Below are 24402 nucleotides of genomic sequence, written 5' to 3' on the forward strand. Positions count from 1 at the left end.
AGCTTTCCTTATCAATCTCAGGTGGAATTAACAGGACTAAGTGAAGCTGTAACAGTTAAGTATGATGACAATGGTGTTCCTCATATTTTTGCGAACAATAACCATGACCTGTATATGGCGCAGGGTTACATTATAGCCCAGCACCGGTTATGGCAGATGGAATTCCAAACCCATGCAGCAGCAGGTAGGGTTTCTGAGATCATAGGTAAAAATGGGCTGGAGTTTGATAGGATGCAGCGAAGAAAGGGCATGCTTTTAGGGGCTGAGGCTACATACGATGCCATGCGTACTGATGAAGAGGCAAACAAAGCCATAGAGGCTTATGCGGATGGAGTGAACCAATATATTCAATCGCTCACTTACAAAGACTTACCTATAGAATACAAGCTGCTGGGGTATGGGCCGGAGGAATGGACTCCTCTAAAATCTGCCCTTATTCTTGAATACATGATCAATAACCTTACCGGCTATGATGATGACCTTGAAAACACAAATGCACTAAACCTCCTGGGCAAGGAAACCTTTGACTTTCTTTTCCCTGAATATTTACCCGGTGTAGACCCGGTGATCCCCACAGATGTGAAAGCGCCATGGCCTTTTGAGCCAGTTGCAACAGAGGCTCCGGCTATAACTTTGCCCTCTGATGATATTGAGACCACTCTTCCAAAACCAGACCCTGATAACGGAAGTAATAACTGGGCAGTTTCCGGCAGCAAGACTGCCAGCGGTAATGCTATTCTGGCCAATGATACCCATCTGGGATTAAATTTACCTTCTCTCTGGATCATGTTGCAGCTTCATTCTCCTGATGTGAATGTTTACGGCTTCACTTTTACAGGGGCAGCAGGTATTACTATTGGGTTCAATGATTCAATCTCATGGGGGTTTACAAATGCCCCTCGTGACCATAGGGACTGGTACAAGATCAAGCTCAAAGATGACAGCGAAAATGAATACTGGCATGACGGACAATGGAAGAATACTGAAAAAAGGGTGGAAACAATTAATATACGAGGAGAAGAGCCTTTTTATGACACTATTACCTTTACACATCATGGCCCGATAGTGTATGATAAGAATTTTGGTGATGAGGATAGTAGAAAAAACTACGCCCTGCACTGGATCGGGCACCAACCCTCCAGGGTGCAAAAGGCTTTGCTTAAATTAAACCGGGGCAATAATTATGAAGATTATCTGGCTGCTATAGAATATTGGGATGCACCTCCTCAAAATATTGTCTTTGCTTCTGTGGATGGAGACATTGCTTTAAGGGTTCAAGGTCAATTTACAGCAAAATGGAAGGAACAGGGTAAATTCCTGATGGACGGCAGTGATTCTAAAAATGAGTGGCAGGCGCTGATCCCCAAGGCGCAGAACCCTTACCAATATAATCCGGAGCGAGGATTTGTAAGCTCCGCTAACCAGCACTCGGTGGACAGCTTGTATCCATACTGGGTGTATGATGCTTCTTATGAGTATTACAGAAACAGGATAATCAATCAACTGCTTGCGTCCATGGACAGCATTACCGTAGAGGATATGATGGAAATGCAATCCAACAGCTACAGCTTACTTCCTCAGGAGGTACTTCCTTTAATGCTTGACTCTTTATCAATGGATGGTTTGAGCAACGAGCAAAAAGATGTTGTAGATGCACTAAAAAAGTGGGATTATAACTACCTGGTAGGTCTTAAAGCTCCCAGCTATTTTCAGGCCTGGTGGAACCAGTTGAATACTTCCATTTGGGACGAGTTCAACAGAACTGACCTTGCCCTTGATGCACCCAATGACTATACTACCACCTATATCATCAAAAACTATCCACAATACAAATTCATTGATGTGGACTCCACTGACCAAAAGGAATCGTTGACTTACCTTATAAATACTTCTTTTAAGCAATCTTTGGCTAACCTGGAAGCCTGGAAGGAAGACAACCAGATGGATTATACCTGGGGCAATTATAAGGGGACATTCATACGACACCTTGCCGATTTAGGTGGCAGCCTTGCCGGTTTTAGCCGATACAATGTGCAAGTGAATGGTGTAGCGGACGCTATTAATTCCACCAAGCGCAATCATGGGCCGTCAGAAAGGTTTATCGTGGAAATGAGTTCTCCGCCAAAAGCCTGGGGTATTTATCCCGGAGGACAATCCGGAAACCCGGGTAGCATCTGGTATGACAATATGATTGACGGCTGGCGTGATGGAGAGTACGTTCCGCTACTGTTCATGAGCGAAAAAGATGCTAATCAGGAGAAAATATTATTTGATCAAACTTTGAAACCCATAGAATAATGAAATTCATCATTCAAGCTATATTAATTGGAGTATTATGCTACGCAACCGGTCAATACCTGCCTTTCTGGTCTTTGGCAGCAGTAGCTTTTGTAATAGCAGCTCTTTTTAGATTGAGCCCTTTACCTTCATTTATGTCGGGCTTTTTGGCTGTTTTTGCTTTGTGGTCTTTTTTAGCCTACAATATAGATCAGGAAACCTCCTCTCTATTAACCAATCGCGTTGCCCAGGTTTTTATGGGCATCCCTAATATTGCGCTTATCTTGATAACGGGTTTTATCGGAGGACTTACAGGGGGATTTGGTGCAGCCTCCGGCACATTGTTCATTGGCCTTACGCGGAAAAAGCGGGTACAAAAGTATTATTCATGATAGTGTGGCAACCTTTCGGGAAGCTGCTGTTTTAGAAATTACAATAAAGCTTTTCCCAATCTTTAACCCAGCCGATCCATTTTTTAAGATGGGCGGCACCAAAGTAGGTATTCGAGAAATCATCAAAGTTTTCGTACTGAAAAGCAAGGTAGAAATTCCAAAACATAATACCCAGATAAGGGATAGCTTCCAGCTCTTCTTCGGATATATTTCTTAATTCCCTGTAACCGGAAACTGCGGTTTGAAATGCGGCATCTGCATCCTCCTTTTTCATGCCTTTAATCACGGTATGGAAAAAATAATGCACCTGAAAGGTCATTAGGTCGTTGACGAGGTAACCTTTGCCACAAAAATCGTAATCAAAAACTGTCAGGTTATCATGTTCATCAAAGTGAAAGTTTTTGGGCAGGTAATCATAATGGCAATACCCATAGCCAAACGATGCCGCATTGAAGCTTTCCAACTTTCGAATCACCCGCTCTGAAATATCCACCAGATAATCATACCCCTCTGTAAAATCTTCAAAAGCCGGTTTAAATACTTTCAATGGGCGGTGTATAGTAGATTCTATGGTATAGCTGTTCCTGTCATAACTCAGGTCCAGATCAGATGTTATATTATGGTTAAAACCCATTTCCCTGCCGATGATCCTGAGTTGTTCATCTGTAAAATCGTAATATACCTTACCCGGAGCGAAAGAAAACAATACTCCATAACGCATACCTTCTGCTGCCACAAACTCCTGGATTTGCTGGCCGTGCAAATCTTTTAACGGGTAGGACACTTTGGCTCCGTTGCCCTTCAGAATATTAAGCAGTTCAACTTCTGCCTTTATTTCATCGAGAGACCTGTGCATCTCCCTGTAAACTTTAAGGATAAATTTTTCCTGCCGGCTCTTTATAAGATATGTATCACTGACTCCCCTTAACAGGTATTTGCAGGAAGTTTGCCCCAACCCATAATGCTCACTTACAAATCCGTTTAGCGCAGAAGGTGATAAAGTGGAATACTGGGTTGGGAAAATTTTCATAGGTTCAAAAGAGTATTTGTACAGGACTTATTCAGTGTCTTTAATAATTACTCCTGTAGCTACAAAAGTAATTTCATCTTTAGGCTCTGTAATGGCTGCAATTTCCTCTTCCGACTTTCCAGCATCTTTGGCAAAGTGCTTTAATGTTTCCACATCAGTGGTTACTTTCTTTGCAATACCTTCCATTACCACAGCCTTTCCTTCTGCTCCTTCTTTAGGCACGAAAAAGCCATAGTCCTTAAAGGTCACCCTCATTTCTTCTTCACCGGGTACTTCTACTTTCATCCAGCAGCCTTTCATTTTACAGGTGGCAAGTATTTCACTCGAAACTTTGACCTGTAATGAATCTACACCTTCCATTTTGGCCAATAGTTCTTCTGCTGATATGGCACCTTCCTCAGTGATTTCTTCACCATAACTTCCTGTAACGGCTGGCTCTTCAGTAACAGTGTTTACTACTTCTTCTTGCGTCTTTTCTTCAGCGCTCTGTTCATTTTGATTTCCTCCACAGGCTGCCATTATGAGGCAAACTGAAGCTATACTTAATACTTTTTTCATTTTTTAATGTTCTTTAAATGTTCTTGGTTGTCCTCAAAAATAGAATAAAATAAGAATAAATGAACTCCTGACGAACTGCTGGGCATGAATTTTGGTTTTGATCATTGATTATGATCAAAGCGATATTTTCTACTATTCTGATTTCAGCGTTTTATTATGCTCAGGCTCAGCCTCATGGAGAAAATCATGATGCACGATTAGGTTATATTGAGTGGACAGCTCATTATAATTTAGGTTGGAATGATTTCCAGGGAAAACCCGGCCTTGAAGCCATTGGAGATGCTGGTACGGCTGTTGCTATTAAAGCAAATCCATATATGGTGAAAAATAAAATCTCTTACCATGTACGCGCACTGTTTATCAAAACAAAATCCTGGTATCGTGACCAGTCTCCTGCTCTGCTTGCGCATGAACAATTACATTTTGACATCGCAGAATTGTATGCCAGAAAAGCCCGGAAGAAGATCAGGGAACTGTCATTGGCAGGAATAAAAGACCTCAAGGTCTATAACCGGGAAATACAAAAAATCCTTAATGAGAGCAATGCTACTGATCAAAGGTATGATACTGAAACACTCCATGGGGCAATGGTTAAAAAGCAAAAAGAATGGACGGATTGGGTAAAGGCCGAACTACAGTCGCTGCAGCAATTTAAAGGTCAGCACATCGACATATAAATCGGCCTTCTTACTATCTACTCATCAGTCCCTTCCCAGACTTGTCGCGGTTTCCTGGATAATATCCCATGAGTCCATTACATCCTCCTCTGTAACATGGGTTTGGCCTGCCACCAGCCTCAGTACCATATTGTCCCCTATTTTAGTATGTGTAAGGTACATTTTACCAGATGCATTGAGTGCATCCATCAATTGTTTATTGAGGTGGTTCAGTGATTCAACCTCCTCCTCCCCATCCGGTTTGTAACGGAAGCATACAAGGTTTAATGAAGTGGTAAATTCTTCAAAATCTTTATGTTCCGTGATTTTTTCTGAAAGCTTTTCGGCTATACTGATATGGTTCCTCAGGATTGTCTTCATTTCTTCTACACCATAGCTTCTGAGCACGAACCATAACTTCAAACTTCGGAATCGTCTGCCTAGCTGAATTCCCCAATCTCTATAATCTTTAACGACACCAGTGGTGTTGGTTTTTAGATATTCAGGAAGGATGCTAAAGGTTTTCACCAAAGCCTGCTCGTCTTTAACAAAGTAAGCTGAACAATCAAAATTGGTCATGAGCCATTTGTGAGGGTTAAACACAAAACTATCGGCATCCTCAATACCTTCAATCATCCAGCGGTATTCTTCAAGTATCAGGGCTGAGCCTGCATACGCTGCGTCTACATGAAGCCATACGCCATGATCACTGCAAACTTTTGCCATAGCCGCGAGTGGATCTATGGCTACCGTACCTGTACTGCCAATAGCCGCAACCACCGCCAGAGGTTGATAGCCCTTTTTAATATCCTCCTCAATGGCCTGTTTCAATAACTCAGGTTTTAACGCCATTTTCTCGTCTACACCAATTTTGACAAGGTTGTGCTTGCCAAGCCCCATGATTTTAACTGCCTTTTCAACAGAAGAGTGTGTTTCTTCTGAACAGTAAACACGCATAGGCCTGTTATTGAAAAGGCCATTGCTGTTCGGTTCATAATCATTTAGTTTTTCCCTGGCAGTGATCAAAGCACAAAGTGTGGCTGTAGAAGCAGTGTCCTGGATCACTCCAGTAAAAATAGCTGGTAGTCCCAACATATCCCTTAGCCAGATCATCACCTTTTCCTCCAGTTCGGCAGCGGCCGGTGAGGTATCCCAGATCATGCATTGTGATCCCAGCGCTGAAGCCAACATATCTCCTAATAATGACGGGAAACTGGCATTAGCCGGAAAATAAGCATAAAAATTCGGACTCTGCCAATGGGTAATACCTGGTATAATGATCTCCTTAAAGTCCTGAAAGATTCGTTCCATGGGTTCTCCATGCTCAGGTGCCTTATTAGCTATTTGCCCAAAGATCTCTCCGGGCTTCACCTGCGATTTTACAGGGTAGTCCCGAATGTTTTCATAGTACGATGCTATCCAGTCAACCATAGCATGGCCCTGCTTTTTAAACTCTTCTATATTCATACAGTTTACTTGTTAATTATTCACTGTTCAAAATCACCGTTTATCGATTACCTATCTACTGATCACCGTTTACCTGTCCCCATACAACTCCTGCCCTGCTTCATAATACTTATCTCCTTCCACCCACACCGGGGTTTCTTCATCGTTGGCTATTTTTCTACAGGAAAGCACGTATGCTCTAAAGAATTTGAGCAGGTAATCGTAGTTCAGCGTTTCCGGGTTATCGGTTACCTGATGGTAGTATTTAAACAGCTCTTTATCAAAAGCTGTGAAACCAAGGCTAAAAGTTGGTGCAGGAATTCCTTTGGTCGCAAAGTGGACATTGTCGGAACGATCAAAAAGATTTTGCTCTGGGGCTGGATCATCTATAGCGGTAAGGCCTATAGCGCTGCACGCCTCTTTGATGTTTTGGGAAGCTGTAGTCCGCTCAAGGCCTACTATAGTGGCTTTGGTGGTATCATTATATGAGGCATTGTCACTGTTGAAGCAATAAACTGCTTGCTTTAAAGGCACTAACGGATTTTCCACATACCATTTACTTCCCAAAAGACCTTTCTCTTCTGCTGTAAACAATATGAACAGAGCAGATCTCTTGGTTGGGTATTTCGCTATGTTTTCCGCAGCACTTAACACGGTAACTGTTCCTACGGCATTGTCTCGTGCCCCATTGAATATTGAATCCAATTCTGCATTGGGCTTGCCAACACCTACATGGTCATAGTGTGCTGAGTAAATAATATATTCATTCTTAAGCTTGGGATCAGTGCCTTCCACTATTCCAACTACATTACGGGAGGTTAGTCTGTTATTGTCGATCCCACTGATCACTAACCCTGTTGATACTTCGGCCCCTTTCTCCAGCTCGTCTAAGAGATTGTGATTAGAATTTACCCAAAGGTGTACTGGCCCTCCTACAGGTTCATTCTTATCCCTCAGGGTCATTTTATCATGACTGAGGTATCCCTTAACTGAACCCCAGTATTGTGCGTTGTAATCGTGAACTTCTATGAGTGCTATGGCCCCGGCAGCCTGGGCAAACCCTCTTTTTTGTAAAGAAAGCTTAAAGAGGCTTCCCTGATCTGTCTGATCCGGTGCCCCGGCTTTGACCAGTATGATTTTCCCTTTGACATCGGCACCTTCGTAGTCATCAGACATACCATAGTTAAGGTATACAGCCTGGGTTACCTTTTCGATATTTTCCGCATTGAATATTGCTACCTGCTGACCGGAAAAGTCCTTCTCCGAAATAGTAACTTTTATTTTGTTGGGCAAAGAGGCCTGCTTTAAAAGCACCTGTTGAAAATAGCCATTATCCGCCCCTGGAACCGGCTTAACGCCATATCTTTTAAACTCAGCCGCAATATAATCTGCAGCCTTTTCTATTCCCGGTGTACCTACTTCCCTGCCCCGCAACTCGTCAGAGGCCAGGTAAAAAATGTGGGACTTAATTTCTTCTTTTTCAACAGTGGCTTTTACCTTTTCAAGGTCGGAGGATTGTGCCATAGATAAATGGCATATGAATAAAGCCGATAGGATCAAAATGGTTTTTCTCATGCTGGTTGTTTTAGGTGTGTTTAAAGTTAGGAGAAAACTTGTCATTTTATAAACAAGATTTCTCCTAACGGTTAATAACCAGCATCAGCGCAGGCAAATTACTTTTCCTCTTTCAACCAGAGGCCGTCCATTTCTTCGAGGGTTTTTCCTTTTGTTTCAGGAATTAATTTCCAAACAAATATTATGGTAACGATACACAAACTGGCAAATATAAAATAAGGCAAACCTCCATTAAAAACATCCTTGTTTACTTTACTCCCAACAAGCAGAGGAAATACACCAGCAACAATAGCATTGAACAACCACTGTGCCGCCACTGCAAGTGACATAGCCGCACTTCTTACTTTATTGGGGAATATTTCAGATAATAATACCCATGTTATCGGGCCCATTGACAAAGCGAAAGAAGCAATAAATACCAACATTCCAATTAAAGATACCCAACCAAGCTGATCAAGATATATTGATGTTCCTAAAGACGCAATCCCTAAGAACATGCCTAATGTACCCATTATAAGTAGCGGTTTTCTACCCCATTTATCGACTTGATAAATAGCAACAAATGTAAATACAAGATTCACTGCACCCAAAAGAATTTGCTGCTTCAGTGCATCCTCAGGCCCGTACCCCAATACATTACTAAATATTTCAGCACCATAATACAAAATAGCATTGATACCAGTGACCTGTTGAAGTATAGATAGCGATATGCCTATAAACAACACTAATCTCATACTTTTAGAAAAAACAGACACTCTTTCTACCTTTGTTTCAATAAACAGTGACTCTTTAATTTCCCTGTACTCTCGTTCTGCCTCCTGTGGTGAGGTTGTTACTTTTGCAAGCACTACTTTGGCTTCCTCTTCCCGGCCTTTCATCATTAACCAACGTGGAGAATGAGGTACAAAGAATAACAGTAAAAAGAATGCTAATGCTGGCACCAACTCAGACCAGAACATCACCCTCCAGCCGGTTTTAACATTGTACTCATGCAGTGCTTCAAGCTCCTCAGGACCAAGAGCAGAATTATCTCCCCCTCCGATAAAGTATGTAGCCAGAAAAACTACAAAGAAACCAATAACAATAGCTAACTGGTAGTAGGAAACCAACCTGCCACGCTCTTTTGGAGGTGCTACCTCAGCAATATACATGGGAGCAGTCATAGAGGCTATTCCAACGCCAATCCCTCCAATTATTCTAAAGATTGCTAAGGTGGTGAGTGATTCAGGAATTCCCGATCCCCATGCAGATAAGGCAAATAAAAAGCCTGAAAGAATTAATGAATATTTTCTACTAAGCTTAGAACTTAGATACCCCGCCATTAAAGCTCCTACGAGACACCCTACAAGAGCACTACTTACAGCCCATCCCTGCTCTGCTTTTGTAAAAGAAAAATACTCTGTAAAATAAAGTTGTGACCCTCCGATTACACCGGTGTCGTATCCAAACAAAAGGCCACCAAGGGTAGCCACTACAGTAATTCCAAGGATGAACCTTTTGGAGTTTCCCGTATTTTCGATTTCATTCATGCTGATAATGTTTCTTTTGGTTAGTTGATTTCAAACGTTTGCAAAAACTTTTGAGAGGAATATGAAGTTGATTAAACGTGCGCCCATCAGTGGTTGACGGGCTTTTTTTCTGTCGCATAATTCGCTTCATGGACTCGAATATAATCAATTTCCAGTCTTTGAGGCCATATTTTTTCATCAATTCCATATTTGCCTCCCCAGTCTCCACCTACCGCAAGGTTAAATATGATGTGGAACTGCTGATCAAAAGGCCAGCCTTCCTGTCCTTCTCCTTTGCTCTCAATAGTGTAATATTTCTCTCCGTCTACAAACCAACTGATGTGCTCCGGACTCCAGTCGATGGCATAGGTATGAAAGTTTTCATGCAGGTCATCAACATAGATGCTATCGGACTTTTGGGTACCAATACGGTGGTTATATTTTTTAGTATGAATGGTGCCGTAAACCATTCCCTGATTATACCCAACATGTTCCATAATATCTATTTCACCGTCCTTTGGCCAGTCAAGCGGACGATCTAACGTAGGGAGCATCCAAATGGCCGGCCATGTGCCTTTGCCATAGGGTAATTTTGCCCTGATTTCAATGTAACCATATTGCCAGTCGCCCTTACCTGTGCTCACCACCTTGGAAGAGGTGTAGCCATAAGCTTTTCCCTCCACCTTATGGGCCTCAATGATTAGCCTGCCATTGGTCACCCTTACATTTTCAGGGTTGTCTGTGTAGAATTGTAATTCATTATTGCCCCATCCGCAGATATGAGGACAGCCATCTCCAAGTTCGAAACCCCACTTGGCAGAATCAGGCGCCCCCTCATAGTTGAACTCATCGCTCCAAATCAACTGTCCTTCCTGTGACTTAGCCAGTACTGCCATGCTTAAAAGCAAAACGGTTAATATTATCTTTCTCATAAATCTAATGCTTTAAATAAAATCCGGATTGCTTTACATCTTCAGAGCTTGACCCAATAAACAGTTGAAAAGCTCCGGGCTCAGCTTTGTGAGACATATCAATAGTATAAAAAGCGAGGTCTTCTGAGGTAATTTCAAACTCAACCTCTTTGGTCTCCCCGTTTTTGATCATCAGCTTCTTAAAACCTTTTAGCTCTTTAACCGGTCTTGTTACACTTCCTACAAGATCCCTGATATACAACTGCACCACTTCTTCCCCGTCATAAGGCCCCGTATTGGTTACCTTTACAGAAGCTTTTAAGGTTTGATCAAATCCAATGGTGTCAGCACTTAGCTGTATCTCGGAATATTCGAAAGTGGAATAGCTCAGGCCATGCCCAAAAGGATACAGCGGAGTGTTTTGCACATCCCTGTATTTAGACTTGTAAACGCGTTCGCTTTTGGGTTCAGAGTAATCTCCTTCATAGGGTCTGCCGGTATTTTTATGGTTATAATAAATCGGCACTTGCCCCACATTGCGGGGAAAGGTTACTGGCAACTTACCGGATGGGTTATAATCACCAAAAAGGACGTCGGCTGCAGCATGACCGGATTCAGAACCCAAAGTCCACACTTCAAGGATCGCGGCTATGTTTTCATCCAGCCAACTCAGGTCCATGGCGCGGCCACTCATTACCACAGCTACCACTGGTTTTCCTGTTTCCGCTACGGCCTTCATCAAGTCAAGCTGAATACCGGGAAGCTGGATATTTGAACGTGAGCCTGCTTCTCCATTCATAACAGCACTCTCCCCCACTACCATAACCACCACATCCGCAGACCGTGCTACGGTTACTGCATTGGCGATCTTATCCCGGTTATCATCATACAGGTTGCACCCTTCGGCCGAAATTACTTTAGTGTTTGGACCAACAGCATCCTGAATGCCTTTTAAAAAGGTAACAGGGTGTTGTGCTTCTCCAAAAAATGACCATGTACCATTCATGTCGGCATGGTTATCAGCCAATGGGCCAATGACGGCGATGGTTCCTGCATCTTTATTCAGCGGCAACAACTGACCTTCGTTTTTCAGCATCACTATGGATTTTCTTGCCACATCACGGGCAACTTCCAGATGCTCTTTGGCCCGGATGTCTTGAGCTTCCCTTACCGTATCACTGTATCTGTAAGGATCATCAAACAGCCCCAGGTCAAATTTTAATTTTAGTACATTTCTGACTGCAGCATCAAGATGCTTTTCCTCTAGCTTTCCTTCTTCTATCAACCTGGGTATTTCGATGAGATAAGCGTCACCCATCATGTCCATGTCCACACCGGCTTTCAGAGCCATGGATGCTGCTTCGGCAACATTGGCCACATTGCCATGGGAAACCATTTCGTTAATAGATTGCCAGTCAGAGACTACCATACCTTTAAAGCCCCACTCGCCTCTGAGGATGTCGCGAAGCAAAAATGCGTTACCGGAAGCCGGCACACCATTTAATTCATTAAAAGAAGTCATGATAGTGGCTGCCCCTGCATCAATTCCCGCTTTATAAGGTGGCAGGTAGGTCTCTCTTAAAGACCGTTCTGACATATCCACCGTATTGTAGTCGCGACCGCCTTCAGGTGCACCGTAAGCGGCAAAGTGTTTAACGCACGCTGCCATGGTTTGGGCATCAGAAAGGGACTCTCCCTGAAAGCCACGAACTCTGGCCATGGCTACCTGAGAGCCCAGGTATGGGTCTTCACCAGCACCTTCTGCCATTCTTCCCCATCTCGGGTCGCGGCTGATGTCTACCATGGGCGCAAAATTGAAGGTAATACCGGCTGCCGTGGATTCAATGGCTGCTATCTTTTCCGCCTTTTCTATGGCTTCCATGTCCCAACTGGCCGCAGAAGCCAGTGGTATAGGGAATACAGTTTTAAAACCATGGATCACATCTGCTCCAAAAAGCAGGGGAATTCCCAGACGTGATTCTTCAACAGCTATTTGTTGTAGCCTTTTCGTATAAGCGGCTCCGTGTACGTTAAAGAGGCCTGTCAGCTTGCCTTGTTTTATCAATTCATCAAATTTGTCTGACTCGGTTGTTCTTACCGTGGGGCCTGTATTGAAAAGGTCGCCTACGTAAAAATTCAATTGTCCTACCTTCTCCTCAACAGTCATTTGCCCAATAAGCTTCTCTATCCTTTCATTTTCAGGCTGCTTCCCTTCTGAGGTGGCCTTATCCCCCGACTCCTCAACCGAGCATCCTAAAAAAGACGCTGCTATTGCCGTAAATATTAATGCGTATACTTTTCTTTTCACTTAATCAAAATGTTTTCGCCAGCCTCTAAAAGTAAATGCCGACCTGATGAAATACTTGTTTTTATTGCTCCTGGAAAACCCTCACGTAGTCCACAATCATTTTTTGTGGGAATACTGTATTCGCATCCGGACTTCCAGGCCAGTTCCCTCCTACTGCTACATTGAATATAAAGAAGAAATCATTCTGGAATTCACTGAGGTCAGCAGGTGTGGTGTCTACTTCGTTGAACTTCACATCATCCACGTACCAGGTAATTGAAGTTGCATCCCATACTATTGAAAAGACGTGAAACTCATCAGCAAATATTCCTGAGCTCAGGGTATAGCTGTCACCATAGTTGACATTGCTGCCGCCGTTATCCCAGTGTATGGTGCCATGCACGGTATTGTCCCTGCCAGTCGCACTGCCACCAATCATTTCCATGATATCGATCTCGCCACATTTTGCCCAGCCTACAGTGTTAAAATTTGAACCCAACATCCATAGGGCAGGCCAAATACCCTGGCCTTGGGGAAGGGCGGCCCTAATGTCAATACGTCCGTACTGGAACGTTTGATTACCTGCCGTAATGATCCTGGACGAGGTATAATCTCTGCCTCCAAAGCTTTCTTCTTTGGCTGTTATGATCAGGTATCCGTCCCGGACTTCAGTATTTTCTTCTCTGTAATATTGCAACTCGTTATTGCCCCAGCCATTGCTACCTGTCCCTATTTCATAGGTCCAATCACCACTAAGGGCAGTCCCTCCGAACTCATCCTGCCACACCAGCGTCATGCCATCATAGCTTTCAGGGGTGGTATATCCTTCCGAGGGAATATCCGTCGGGGTGCTGTCATCTTCAAGTTGGATGACTACCTCTTTTTCAACACTAACAAACTGACTACTGGTGGCATGTGCCTGAACGGTTACTATATACGTTCCTGATTCAGTGTATTTATATGCAGCTTTTCCATCATTAGAAATGGTAGCTGCTTCATTGGGTAAGCCAAAATAGTAGCTGTAAAAATTAACATTATCGGCAGTGGCCGTAAAAGCTACTGACCCAGGATTGTTTTCATCTTCCTGAAGGTCGAGCTTCAGGTTTGAGGGTAGAACTATTGTTGGCTCTCCTTCATCTCCTGAACAACGATACCAACAAAACGATATCAAAATTATCAATACAACATTGTGTCTCTTCATAAAACTATATATTAATGAGGGATGCCTGAGGTCAGGCACCCCTCCTTGAATTATTCAGCAATAAGAATAAAGTTCCAGAATGCTCCTCCGACCTCACCTGCTGATACGTCTATGGTTATTCCTAAAACCTCATTTTCTCCATCATTCACATAAAAAAGTACCTCATAGGTTACCGATGCATCATCGAATGGCGGCGCGGCGTTATACTCTCCTCCATTGTAAGCTTTGGGCAAGGCTATAAATGCCCCGGTTCCAGTTACTGTTATTGTAGAAGGGTCACTACCCACTCCCTCCTGTAAGCTGAAATCATGACTGCCTGATCTCCAGTCTTCACCGTTGGTACCTAATAAGTCGCCTTCATTCTGACACCCATCAGGAAGTCCCATATACGCTTCAGCAAACACATCTCCGTTTGCATCATATATGTATCTGTCATCAGACCTGAAGATAAACTCATCATTAAATAGGCAAGGTCTATCTCCTGATAAATCAGCACTACCAAACCACTCTGTACTACCTTTAAACGGACCGACTCCGAACGCTCCTGGCGCAGGTAGTAGCTTCCATGATTTTTGAGAATCTCCTGTAAGTTGAGAATAAGTGATCTTGTTTGAAGTAGCCAGAATAAGCATTTGAGAAGTATAGTTACTGCCATTCTCATTTGTAGCTGTTAATTTCACTGTGTAGAGTCCCGCCTGAGCATAATTGTGTACAGGATTTTCCTCTGTAGAACTATTGCCATCTCCAAAATCCCAACTATAAAAATCTGCATCGCCAGTACTATTAGTAAAAGATACTTCCAGACCGTTTTTTGCATACACAAAAGATGGTGTTGGGGGCGTTGCATTTGCAACATCCAAAGGAATCAGAGTTTGAAACCATGACAAATCTGGAGTTGAAGCATCGAGATATTTTAATACAATCTTCTCCTCCTCAATTGCCAGAATTTGATATTTAGAAACACCAGTATAGTATCCAATAAACCCGGGGTTGGATATTGTCAAAAACTGATTCCCGTCAACATCTTCTGTAATAGACCAGGTTAAGTTTTCAGGAGCATCATAAGGAGCAGTAAAGTCACCAGCATTTTCATAAGCACCAGGAAAACTTCCTGCTTGCTGAGTGTTAATAAATACATCTCCATTTGTACTTTGAATATAGCTAAAACCTGACAATTTAAAGGTAAATTCATCATTATATAACCCCGCTCCTGCCTTATCGTTTGGAGGTGCAGAATAATAAGAAGGCCAGGTCGCGTCCGCAGGTCCAACTCCAAAATGTCCTGGTAATTTAGCATCTATCACCCATGTTTTACCTTCAGTGTTATCAGAACCGCCTGTTAACATATTGTAAACAGGAATATCTAACATTGAAGGATTCGTTTCAGCTATCTCTATAGTAGTGGTCGACGAGATACTTCCTCCGGAAGTATACACCGTCAAGGTAACCTCATAAGTTCCCTTGAGAGGAAAGGCTCCGGTCACATCATCACCTTTGGCACCGCTTCCGTTACCAAAATCCCACACTTTAAGAAAAGCGGAAGATGAATTTTTAAAATGTATGATGTTTTCATTTTCAGCATTCACTGTCACACTTATGGCAGCATCTTCTGCAGTTGGTGGTGGTCCTATTTCAAGATCCTCCTCACCGTGTGGATCACAGGCGGTAAACAATACCAGAAGCGCCAGTATCCATTTGAAATTTATAATTAAGGTCTTCATATCTGTGATTTTTAGTAATTATCATTTTGTTTCCAACCGGCACCTGCAAGGTCTATTTCGATCTGAGGGATTGGGAATACCTCATGCTTGCCGGCTACAAAACCATCGATATTGGCAGCAGCCTGTCCTGTCCTTACCAGGTCAAAAAACCTGTGCCCTTCTCCGGCAAGTTCTACCCTTCGCTCTTTAAGTATGGCATCAGTGAGGTTCTGGCCAGTCAAACTAAGCTGATCAAGATCAGCCCTGTCCCTTACTTCATTTAAATATCCCAGGGCTTTGGAGTCATCAATACCTCCCCTGTTGAGTGCTTCGGCAGCCATCAGCAGTACGTCCGCATAGCGGATAGCCCTGTAGTTTACCGGACTGGTAAGGTGTACATCACCCTGGCCGATATCAGCAGCTCTGGGGATGTATTTGTGATTGTAATATCCTGTGTGCTCATAACCTTTGGTATAGGTAACTTCTTCCTCCTGAGCAGCCGCAAAGGCTTCAATGTCAAGGATAGTAGGCTCAAAACGCAGATCGCCAGACTCAAAAGCATCGACAAGGTCTTGAGTAGGGACATTAAAGCTAAAACCATCTGCATACAAAGGCCCGTCATATCCTCGAATACCATTGAAGCCTACGGCAACATTACCTTCCACACATTGCAGGCACTCAAAACCGGCACCTTCTTCATTAGTGTACTGGATCTCAAATACCGACTCTATGTTGTTCTCATTTTGAGTCAGGAAAAGGGTACTGTAATCATCAAACAGATCGTATACACCCAAACCTATTACCTGCTCCAATGCATCTGCTGCCTCTGAGAATTCGTCCTGGTACAGGTGTGCTTTACCGAGCAGGGCCAATGCGGCTCCTTTGGTAGCTCTGCCAAGCTGGGCAGGGGTTACGTCAAGATTTGCAGCAGCATACTCAAGGTCTTTTTCTATTTGGGTATAAACCTCAGCTTTGGGTGAACGCGGAATAGAGCTAAGCCCTTCGAAGGTTGCCCTTTCATCAACAATAAGTGGCAGGTCTCCAAATATCTTGACGAGTTCAAAATAATAGTAAGCTCTCAAAAAAGCAGCTTCAGCCAATATCTGCTCTTTACCTTCAAAGTCGATCTTGTCTTTGTTTTCAAAGATATAGTTGGTGCGGCTTATTCCTGCATACATCCATGACCAGATGTTGCGTAACTGGTCATTCACTGCACCATGTCGCATGTCGTCGATCTCCTGTAGGGCAATTACGTCATTAGCGTTTTCACCCCCAGCAAGGGTATTGTCGGAAGCTATGTCTCCAACCCAAACATTGATGTATGAAGCCTGCAACAAATCATAGGCTCCCACAACTGCGTCTTCGTAATCTTGTGGTGAATTGAAATAGCTATCTGCATCAATTGTGGCAGCCGGATCTATATCCACATAGTCATCACTACACCCAAAAAAGGTTAGCTGACATATTGTCACAAGAATATATTTCAAATATCTTTTTGTATTGATAATCATGATATTAGAATATTAAATTTAAACCTAACATGTAAGTACGTGGCTGAGGGTAAAAGCCATAGTCAATCCCTGAGGAAAGTGCTTCCCCGCTTGATACATCGGGATCGTAACCTCTGTATTTGGTGTAGGTGTACAGGTTATTTACCGAAGCATAGATCCTGAACTTGTTAATTCCCACTCTTTCAGTAAGTTCTGCTGGTAAGGTATATCCTAGCTGAATATTCCTTATACGCGCATATGAGCCATCTTCCACATAATAATCAGAGATCAGATTATTGTTATTAGCCCCGGTAGTTACTTTAGGGTCAGTGTTGGTAGAACCTTCACCTGTCCATCTTTCCAGGGTATGGGCAGACTTATTGGTCAATGGAAGAAAACGGCTATAGTTTCTTAAAATATCATTGCCCAATGCTGAATAAATATTGGTAGAGAAGTCGATATTCCTGTATCTCACATTTAAACTAACACCCATCGTAACATCAGGTATCGGACTACCAATCAGCGTTTTATCATCGTTATTATCAAGCTCCACTACACCATCTCCATCGCCATCTTTATATTTAAGGTCACCGGGCGAAGCGTTTTGCTGAGCAGGGTGCTGATCAATGTCTTCCTGACTCTGGAATACACCTTCTGTTTCCAGTCCGAAGAAATAGCCAATAGGGTAACCTACCTCAAACCTGGTTGCGGTTTGTCCTATCCCAAAACTTCCGCCCGGAATAAAGTCTACACCATTCGCCAGCTCAACAGTTTCATTGGTCAGTGTACTCAGGTTATAGTTGACACTGAACTGCACATCATTGCTGATCTCACCATTGTAGCCAACAATGAACTCAAAGCCTCTGTTTTCAATGGTTCCAGCATTAATAAATGGGGCAGCACTACCGGGAGCACCTGACCCCAAAAGGCCTGATACCTGCGGTTGAAGCAGGAGGTCTTCCGTACGCTTCACAAAGTAATCTACGGAGGCAGATACCTTTCCTTCAAACAAACGAAGATCAAAACCGAAGTTAGCTTGCTTTAATTGCTCCCATTTTACATCCGGGTTGGATATCCTGCCAGGGGCACGGCCTGTAACTAATTCACCATTCAACACATAAACACCTTCTCCATTAAGCAAGCCTCTGTAAACGAAGTCCTGGATTTTGTCATTACCGGACACACCATAACTCGCCCTTAACTTCAATAGGTTAATAAAGCTTACATCAAAAAATGACTCGTCAGAAACTATCCAGGCCGCAGAGGCCGAAGGGAAGTATCCCACACGGTTATTCGGACCAAACCTGGTTGAGGCATCTCTCCTGACAATTAATGACAGCAGGTAGCGGTTTTCATAATCGTACTGTACTCTTGTAAAGTATGACAACTGCCTGAAATCATATTGGTATGAAGTAGCAGTGTTTTCATCATTATTCGGATCTGCCGCAGAAATATCTGCGAACTCATATGAATTGTAAGGAATATCAAAAGCTGTACCTGTCAAAGACTCTCCTCTTTCCTTTCTAACTGACATACCCAGCGTGACATCAAACCCATGTTTTTCGTTTAATACCTTTTTATAGTTCACAAAGGTTTCCCAGATATTATCATAAAAAATTTGCTGGGTTTCCGATACCGAATTAAATACCGTCTGCACCTGCGAGTTAGTAAGAGTATCGAGTTTTGTGATCGGATCGAGGTTAGCATTTAATGTATTGTTTTGAACTTTGTTCTGGCCGTAATAGACATAAGGGTTAAAGGTCTTATTTCTCACATTGGCATAGTTGTATCCAAAACGAGTGGTTACTTTCAGGTAATCCAGGATGTCATAGGTTAATGACAGCTTGCCGGTCAGCTTATCCACCCTGTTCCTGTTAAAAGTATTCGCAATCTGAGCTAGCGGGTTGATCACTTCCGAACCCAGCCCATCAGCAAGAGTAAAGTTCCCATCCTGATCATAAACTGACATGGTTGGTGCCATATTAATGGTATTATACAACACCGAGGCCTGACCATTTTCAGGCAGTGTACGTCTTGTTTCGTTGGCGTAAAGAAGTACGTTTTGGAAAGTCAGCTTATCGGATAGCTCCGTGGTGAAATTCATCCTGGTATTGTATCGCTGAAAACTAGCCTTATCACCACCAACAATACCTTCCTGATCAAAGTATGATCCTCCTATGGAATAAGTTGTCTTCTCACCTCCTCCGTTAACAGACAGGTTGTAATTTTGAATCGGCGCCCTGTCGAAGACTTCATCCTGCCAGTCAGTACCTTCTCCCAGGTTTACATTGGCAAACGGAGGAGTTTGTCCACCATTGGCGTAGGCCTCATTGGCCAGCACTGCATATTCTGTTGCATTAAGTAGTGCCAGTTTTCTGGAGGTTTCCTGTATACCATAGTAAGAGTCAAATGTAAAACGAGGTGCTGTATTTTGTTTTCCTTTTTTGGTCGTAATCAAAATCACACCATTGGCTGCCTGTACACCATAGATAGAAGCTGAGGCATCTTTCAATACATTTATAGATTCTATATCATTTGGGTTCAATGCACTGAGGCCATCAACAGAGTAAGGCACATCATCCACCAGCACAAGCGGGTTGTTGTTACCATTAGTGGTTATACCCCTGATCCTGATATTGGCAGATCCCCCGGGAGATCCTGAGGCTGTAGTAACATTCACACCGGCCATCTGGCCTTGTAGCGCCTGCTCCAGGCGGGTAGGATTGAGTGCCTGAATTTCTTCGGCCTGCACTACCGATACGGCTCCCGTAAGTTCCTTTTTAGTAGTGGTACCATAACCGATCACCACTACTTCATTGAGTGCTGTAATATCGGGTGTAAGCACCAGGTCAATGGTAGTACGGTTGCCTACATTGATCTCCTCGGTAACATAGCCGATAAAGCTAAAGATCAATGATGCATTTTCGGGGACTTCAAGTCTGTAATTACCGCTGATGTCGGTAACCGTTCCCTGGCTGGTTCCTCGAACCAGTACGTTTACCCCTGGCAGTGGCTCGCCAGTTTCATCTTTTACTGTACCGGAAACTACACCCTGTGCATAGGTAAGTGTAGTAAGGAGCAGCAAAAGTGCTGTTAGTAAAGAGTTCTTCATATTATATTAATTGGTTGAGGGTTAACGAAATGGATATAACTCCATTTCCAGCCATCAAGGAAGATGAAACCGCACGCAAAGGCAAAAAACATACTACATCATAACTACATCAACCCTATTTTTCCATTTTATCAAAACTTCATCAAAACAACTATAAATGAGCCGTTTATAGGCATTCAGAGGCACTGGAAACGTTTCCGAAACTTCACGTTTCTATTACTTCACTATTCTATTCTAAATACATCATTAATTTTTTACCTTTAAAAATCAACAACTGTATTGGTACACTGACTATGGTTAAAAACTACCTGTTGTTTTGCTTCATGATGTGTTGCCTTTTGCTCAATGGCCAGGCGCAGAATTATGATTTGGGGTTGCCATTTATAAAATACTACTCTACCCGTGAGTACAATGGCGGTATCCAAAACTGGGCAATAGCCCAAAATAAATACGGGCTGATCTATGTCGCTAATAATTTCGGCGTACTTGAGTTTGACGGGTCGTCGTGGAATATTTTTACCCTGAGCAGTGGCAGCAAGGTAAGGCATATCTCCATAGGCTCTGACGGCAAGGTATATGTTGCCAGTCAGGGCGATTTTGGTTATCTATTTCCTGATAGTACAGGAGAATTATCATATACTTCCCTTGCCGACAGTTTACCTGCCAAATACAGGAATTTCGACGAAGCCTGGCGGGTATTCCAGGACCATGACCGTCTGGTATTTTGCACTTTCCGGCAAATTTTCATTTATCATGCCGACGGAAAAATTGGTGTAATAGACCCGGAACAGGCACCTGAAAACTTTTTCTATACCAATCATCAGCTTTATGTAAACCAGCTTGAGGTGGGCCTCTCCTACCTTGATGGCAGTGCTCTGAAGATACTGCCCGGAGGTGAGAGCCTAAAAGGAATGACTGTGACCGGTCTGCTCAACCGACCTAATAATGAGCTTTGGGTGGCTACCTTGCACAACGGCATATTCATTTATAACGGCAGCAGTTTTGAGCCATGGAGCGTGAAGAACAACGAAGTATTTAAAAGCTCAGCGATCAATTGTGCTTTGCGCCTGAGGAACGGTAATTATGCATTGGGCTCTCAAAACAACGGCCTGTATATTGTTTCTCCGGAGGGTGAGATACTTCTTCACCTCAACAAAACCAAAGGGCTGAACAACCGGACCGTACTCAGCCTCTTTGAAGATGCTCAAAACAACCTGTGGCTGGGACACAACAATGGCATTACCTCTATTGAGCTCGACATGCCTTTTACCTACATCAACGAACAGGTCGGATTGCCAGGAACGGGCTATGATGGTTACCTTGACAACAACACATTATACCTGGGCACCAACAATGGGCTCTATATGAAAAGATTAAACGAAGGTAGCGGTAAAAACTACCAGTTTATAGAGGGCACAGAAGGTCAGGTGTACAGCATCAATAAAGTAAATGACCATCTGCTGGTCGGGCATCATAATGGGGCTTTTCTGCTAAAAGATAATTCTGTTTCCAAAATTTCGGATGTCCTGGGGGCCTGGACCTTTCTAAAGTTAAAAGACAGGCCCGGGTATATCATAGAAGGCACATACAAGGGACTGGTATTACATCAGGAAATCGGAGGGAATATTGTGTTTCTGCATAAGATAAAGGGCTTTGATGAGTCCTCAAGGGTAATGGAACTCAGTGAAGATGGTGATATTTGGATGACCCATGGTTATAAGGGTGTTTACAAGCTCAGGCTGAACGATAAGCTGGATTCCATATCATCGGTAAAATATTACGGTACAGAAGCAGGTCTCCCTTCAAATGCTTTAATCAACGTATTCCGAATCAGGAACAGGTTGGTGTTTACTACAGAAAATCAGATTTATCGCTACGATGAAAGTACTGACAGATTCGTGGTTGATGAATTTTTTAAAGACTTTTTCAACAATGATCCGGTTATAGCCCTTGCAGAAGACCCGTATCAAAACATATACTACATGACGATTCGGGAAATAGGGATACTGGAAAAGGACGCAAGCGGGGAATATCACAAAAAGACCAGCATTTTTAACAAGTTGAAAGATATGTTGAATGATGACCTGCAAAACGTGTCTATTCTCAGCGCCAACCAGGCACTTTACGCGGCCAAGGAAGGCTTTGTACTCTATACCGCAGGCTCGGCAAACATTACTGACCAGCCTTTCCATACGCTTTTACGACGGGTCAGCCTTACAGGAAACAGCAACACCACTTTGTTTTACGGGCATTATTTAAACAACGGAGAGGTGACCAATCAGCAGCCTAAAACATATGTACGGAAAATACCCTATGAGCAGAACTCGATTCAATTTAGCTATAGTGCAACCTTTGTAGATGGTTTAGAAAAGACCATGTATCAGTATTGGCTGGAAAATGGTGAGAAAAACTGGAGCGAATGGACGACAAGAACGGATAAAGAATATACTAACCTGCACGAAGGCACCTATACCTTTCATGTACGCGCGAAGAATATTTATGGTAAGCTAAGTGAACCGACATCTTACAAGTTTATCATATTGCCGCCCTGGTACCGTACAAACCTTGCCTATACTATCTATGCCGGGTTTATTCTCACGTGTCTGTACATTGCTTTTTACCTGTTTGACAAAAAACATAAAAAGGAAAAGCACCGCCTGACGATGAAGCAGGAGAAGGAACTACACAAAAAAGAAACGGAAATAGAGTCCATCACCAGAAAATCTGAGGAAGAAATACAGCGCCTGAAAAATGAAAAATTAAAAGCGGAGATCGATAGCAAGAATAAGGAACTGGCCACCTCTACTATGCACCTGATCAACAAAAACGGGTTTATAGCTAGTATAAAAAGTAACTTGGGAAGCATTTCGAAGAGGAGTAAAAACCAGGAAGTCAAACATGAACTGAAGAAAATCATTAGCAATATAGACCGGAATATTTCCCAGGACGATGATTGGGAGCATTTCGCCTTCCATTTTGACCAGGTGCATGGAGATTTCACCACGCGACTCAAAGAGTCATTTCCTGACCTAAGCCCTCAGGAAATGAAATTAAGTGCTTATCTGCGAATGAACCTTTCTACCAAGGAAATAGCACACCTTTTGAATATTTCGGTCCGGGGAGTAGAGATTGCACGGTACAGGTTAAGGAAAAAACTGGAGCTGGACAGATCTGTTAATTTGCAGGAGTTTATACTTAAATTTTAGGCGCCCAGGCTTTGCGGGCGCCTACCGGATTCTTTCTATTTCTCCATTAGGAATGCTATGGCGCTCTCTTCATCCTGTACGATCTTAAAAGGCATGTCAAATTTATTGACCACCGCTAATATCATATTTAAGTAGTAGCGTTTAAACACATTACCACTGGTGATAACTGCCGACCTTTTACAACCAGCATTAATAGAGGCCGGTACCATTTCGGCTTCAAACCATTTGCGGTTTTCCGGAGATACTACCCCCTGATTTCTGGTATCAGATAAAAACCGTGAAACTACATTGCCCTTCTGCGCCCAATCCAATAGCACTAAAAACGGCTTCTTATATTCTTCCTGTTTCGGGTTTCCCTGCCATATTATTTTCCCTATATACTTCTCAGGGTCATATAAAACCCTCGCATAAGGCTCATTCATCAATTCTATATCCATAAAAAATGTACTAAGTAGCTTGCTATAGTTTAAAACCTAAAATATAAACAAATAACAAATACTATTCAAAGAACAATGGTTCCCGAAAACCGAAAAATTATACCTGAAATCGCCTGATTTATGACTGAGTATCGAAAGCTGCTGCATATTTATCCAACAACCAAGACCACCCCTGAGCGGAGGCCAGGCCCGCCACATACTGCTGCCAGCCCTCCCCATGCCTTGAAAATGAATGGTGATTTACCTGAACATGGGTTTGGGAGTCCTCTGCCTCAAATCGCACCTCAACAATACTGGCTTTATCCGAATCCGGCACCGGGTCACGATTTAAACCTATTTGCCAGGTAAATGTGATGGCATAAGGAGGCTCATACCTTATCACCCTCCCCCAGTCGCACTCAAAGCCATTCGGACCTCGTTCAAAGCACCTTCCTCCTTGTTTTGGCTCTATGGCTATAAAGTCCAGTACCTCCTGGCTCCAGGTGTACTCCTGAGGCCACCATTCATGAAACTTATTGACAAACATTTCAAATGCCTTTTCCGGAGGTTCTTCAACTGTTATACTTCGATGTACTGACTCTTCTACTTTATCGTTTTTCATAATAACTAAAGCTTT

The 24402-nt window shown here is 43.0% G+C and carries 17 protein-coding genes; 4 read left to right on the plus strand and 13 right to left on the minus strand.

The window, feature by feature from the left end; genetic code table 11:
* A partial coding sequence (locus tag E1163_RS22985; RefSeq protein WP_155174821.1) for a penicillin acylase family protein occupies positions 1 to 2298 on the plus strand: 2298 nt, incomplete at its 5' end.
* Entirely contained in the window at positions 2298 to 2669 is a 372-nt protein-coding gene (locus E1163_RS22990) for a hypothetical protein (protein ID WP_155174822.1), read from the plus strand. The genes E1163_RS22985 and E1163_RS22990, both read left to right, overlap by 1 nt.
* 31 nt (positions 2670 to 2700) lie before the next feature.
* Here the strand turns inward: E1163_RS22990 and E1163_RS22995 are convergent, their stop codons facing one another.
* Both E1163_RS22995 and E1163_RS23000 read right to left on the minus strand, forming a co-directional pair.
* A complete protein-coding gene (locus E1163_RS22995) occupies positions 2701 to 3699 on the minus strand; it encodes a phosphotransferase enzyme family protein (RefSeq protein ID WP_155174823.1) in 999 nt (332 codons plus the stop codon).
* Between the two features lie 27 nt (positions 3700 to 3726).
* Complete coding sequence (locus tag E1163_RS23000; protein ID WP_246223843.1) at positions 3727 to 4257, minus strand: DUF4920 domain-containing protein; 531 nt, start codon at positions 4255 to 4257, stop codon at positions 3727 to 3729.
* 110 nt (positions 4258 to 4367) lie between these two features.
* On the opposite strand from E1163_RS23000, the gene E1163_RS23005 reads away from it, so the two are divergent.
* Positions 4368 to 4934 carry a DUF922 domain-containing protein gene (locus E1163_RS23005; RefSeq protein ID WP_155174824.1) on the plus strand — a complete coding sequence of 189 codons (567 nt, stop codon included), beginning with the start codon at positions 4368 to 4370 and terminating at the stop codon, positions 4932 to 4934.
* A gap of 24 nt (positions 4935 to 4958) precedes the next feature.
* On the opposite strand, the gene E1163_RS23010 is transcribed toward E1163_RS23005, so the two are convergent.
* From E1163_RS23010 to E1163_RS23050, 9 genes are all read right to left on the minus strand, one after another.
* Complete coding sequence (locus E1163_RS23010; RefSeq protein ID WP_155174825.1) at positions 4959 to 6380, minus strand: pyridoxal phosphate-dependent decarboxylase family protein; 1422 nt, start codon at positions 6378 to 6380, stop codon at positions 4959 to 4961.
* 69 nt (positions 6381 to 6449) lie between these two features.
* Positions 6450 to 7934, minus strand: a complete 1485-nt coding sequence (locus E1163_RS23015) for a M28 family peptidase (protein WP_155174826.1) — start codon at positions 7932 to 7934, stop codon at positions 6450 to 6452.
* Between the two features lie 98 nt (positions 7935 to 8032).
* The gene (locus E1163_RS23020) at positions 8033 to 9463 is read right to left on the minus strand and encodes a sugar porter family MFS transporter (RefSeq protein ID WP_155174827.1); all 1431 of its coding nucleotides are present in this window, start codon (positions 9461 to 9463) and stop codon (positions 8033 to 8035) included.
* Between the two features lie 86 nt (positions 9464 to 9549).
* Positions 9550 to 10374 (minus strand): glycoside hydrolase family 16 protein, encoded by an 825-nt coding sequence (locus E1163_RS23025; protein ID WP_155174828.1) that lies wholly within the window; start codon positions 10372 to 10374, stop codon positions 9550 to 9552.
* 4 nt (positions 10375 to 10378) lie between these two features.
* Positions 10379 to 12661, minus strand: a complete 2283-nt coding sequence (bglX, locus tag E1163_RS23030; protein WP_343033930.1) for a beta-glucosidase BglX — start codon at positions 12659 to 12661, stop codon at positions 10379 to 10381.
* 61 nt (positions 12662 to 12722) lie between these two features.
* Positions 12723 to 13841: a glycoside hydrolase family 16 protein gene (locus tag E1163_RS23035; RefSeq protein WP_155174829.1), complete on the minus strand. Its 1119-nt coding sequence runs from the start codon at positions 13839 to 13841 to the stop codon at positions 12723 to 12725.
* 50 nt (positions 13842 to 13891) lie between these two features.
* Positions 13892 to 15562: a PKD domain-containing protein gene (locus E1163_RS23040; RefSeq protein ID WP_155174830.1), complete on the minus strand. Its 1671-nt coding sequence runs from the start codon at positions 15560 to 15562 to the stop codon at positions 13892 to 13894.
* 11 nt (positions 15563 to 15573) lie between these two features.
* Positions 15574 to 17052, minus strand: a complete 1479-nt coding sequence (locus E1163_RS23045; protein WP_155174831.1) for a RagB/SusD family nutrient uptake outer membrane protein — start codon at positions 17050 to 17052, stop codon at positions 15574 to 15576.
* Between the two features lie 4 nt (positions 17053 to 17056).
* Positions 17057 to 20143, minus strand: coding sequence for a SusC/RagA family TonB-linked outer membrane protein (locus tag E1163_RS23050; RefSeq protein WP_155174832.1), 3087 nt, complete (start codon positions 20141 to 20143; stop codon positions 17057 to 17059).
* A gap of 293 nt (positions 20144 to 20436) precedes the next feature.
* Between E1163_RS23050 and E1163_RS23055 the strand changes: the two genes are divergently transcribed.
* Positions 20437 to 23349 (plus strand): triple tyrosine motif-containing protein, encoded by a 2913-nt coding sequence (locus E1163_RS23055; RefSeq protein WP_246223845.1) that lies wholly within the window; start codon positions 20437 to 20439, stop codon positions 23347 to 23349.
* Between the two features lie 35 nt (positions 23350 to 23384).
* On the opposite strand, the gene E1163_RS23060 is transcribed toward E1163_RS23055, so the two are convergent.
* Entirely contained in the window at positions 23385 to 23786 is a 402-nt protein-coding gene (locus tag E1163_RS23060; protein ID WP_155174833.1) for a hypothetical protein, read from the minus strand.
* A 118-nt stretch (positions 23787 to 23904) separates the two neighbouring features.
* On the minus strand, positions 23905 to 24387 hold the full coding sequence (locus E1163_RS23065; RefSeq protein ID WP_155174834.1) for an SRPBCC family protein: 483 nt from the start codon (positions 24385 to 24387) through the stop codon (positions 23905 to 23907).
* Between the last annotated feature and the right edge of the window lie 15 nt (positions 24388 to 24402).

It is taken from the genome of Fulvivirga kasyanovii, from assembly GCF_009711405.1.
Classification (GTDB): domain Bacteria; phylum Bacteroidota; class Bacteroidia; order Cytophagales; family Cyclobacteriaceae; genus Fulvivirga; species Fulvivirga kasyanovii.